The organism is Alcanivorax sp. 1008, from assembly GCF_020667895.1.
Lineage (GTDB): Bacteria > Pseudomonadota > Gammaproteobacteria > Pseudomonadales > Alcanivoracaceae > PGZG01.
In genome coordinates this window covers 1-391 of the sequence record NZ_JAFMPS010000100.1, presented here as the reverse complement: position 1 = coordinate 391, position 391 = coordinate 1, and the positions used below count along the sequence as shown (strand labels likewise).

Here is a 391-nt window from a genome sequence, read left to right as displayed (position 1 = left end):
AGAGAAGGATTTTCCAAATCATATATTTCTAATGATGGGATTGCATCCAACACATGTTAAGGAGAATTTTAAAGAAGAACTTGTACATGTTGAGGAGATGTTATCAAAACGAAAGTTTTATGCTGTAGGTGAAATTGGTATTGATTTGTATTGGGATAAATCAACTTTAGATATTCAGATTGAAGCCTTTAGACATCAAATTAAATTAGCAAAGAAGTATAAACTTCCAATTGTAATCCATTGTCGCGAGTCATTTGATGAAATATTTAATGTTTTAGAGCAAGAAAAATCAGATGATTTGTTTGGTATTTTTCATTGTTTTACTGGTACAATTGAGCAAGCACATAAAGCCATTTCATATAATATGAAATTGGGTATAGGTGGTGTAGTA

The 391-nt window shown here is 30.2% G+C and carries 1 protein-coding gene; it reads left to right on the top strand.

Going from position 1 to position 391, the window contains the following annotated elements:
- A partial coding sequence (locus J1C54_RS16455; protein WP_229150059.1) for a TatD family hydrolase occupies positions 1 to 391 on the top strand: 391 nt, incomplete at both ends.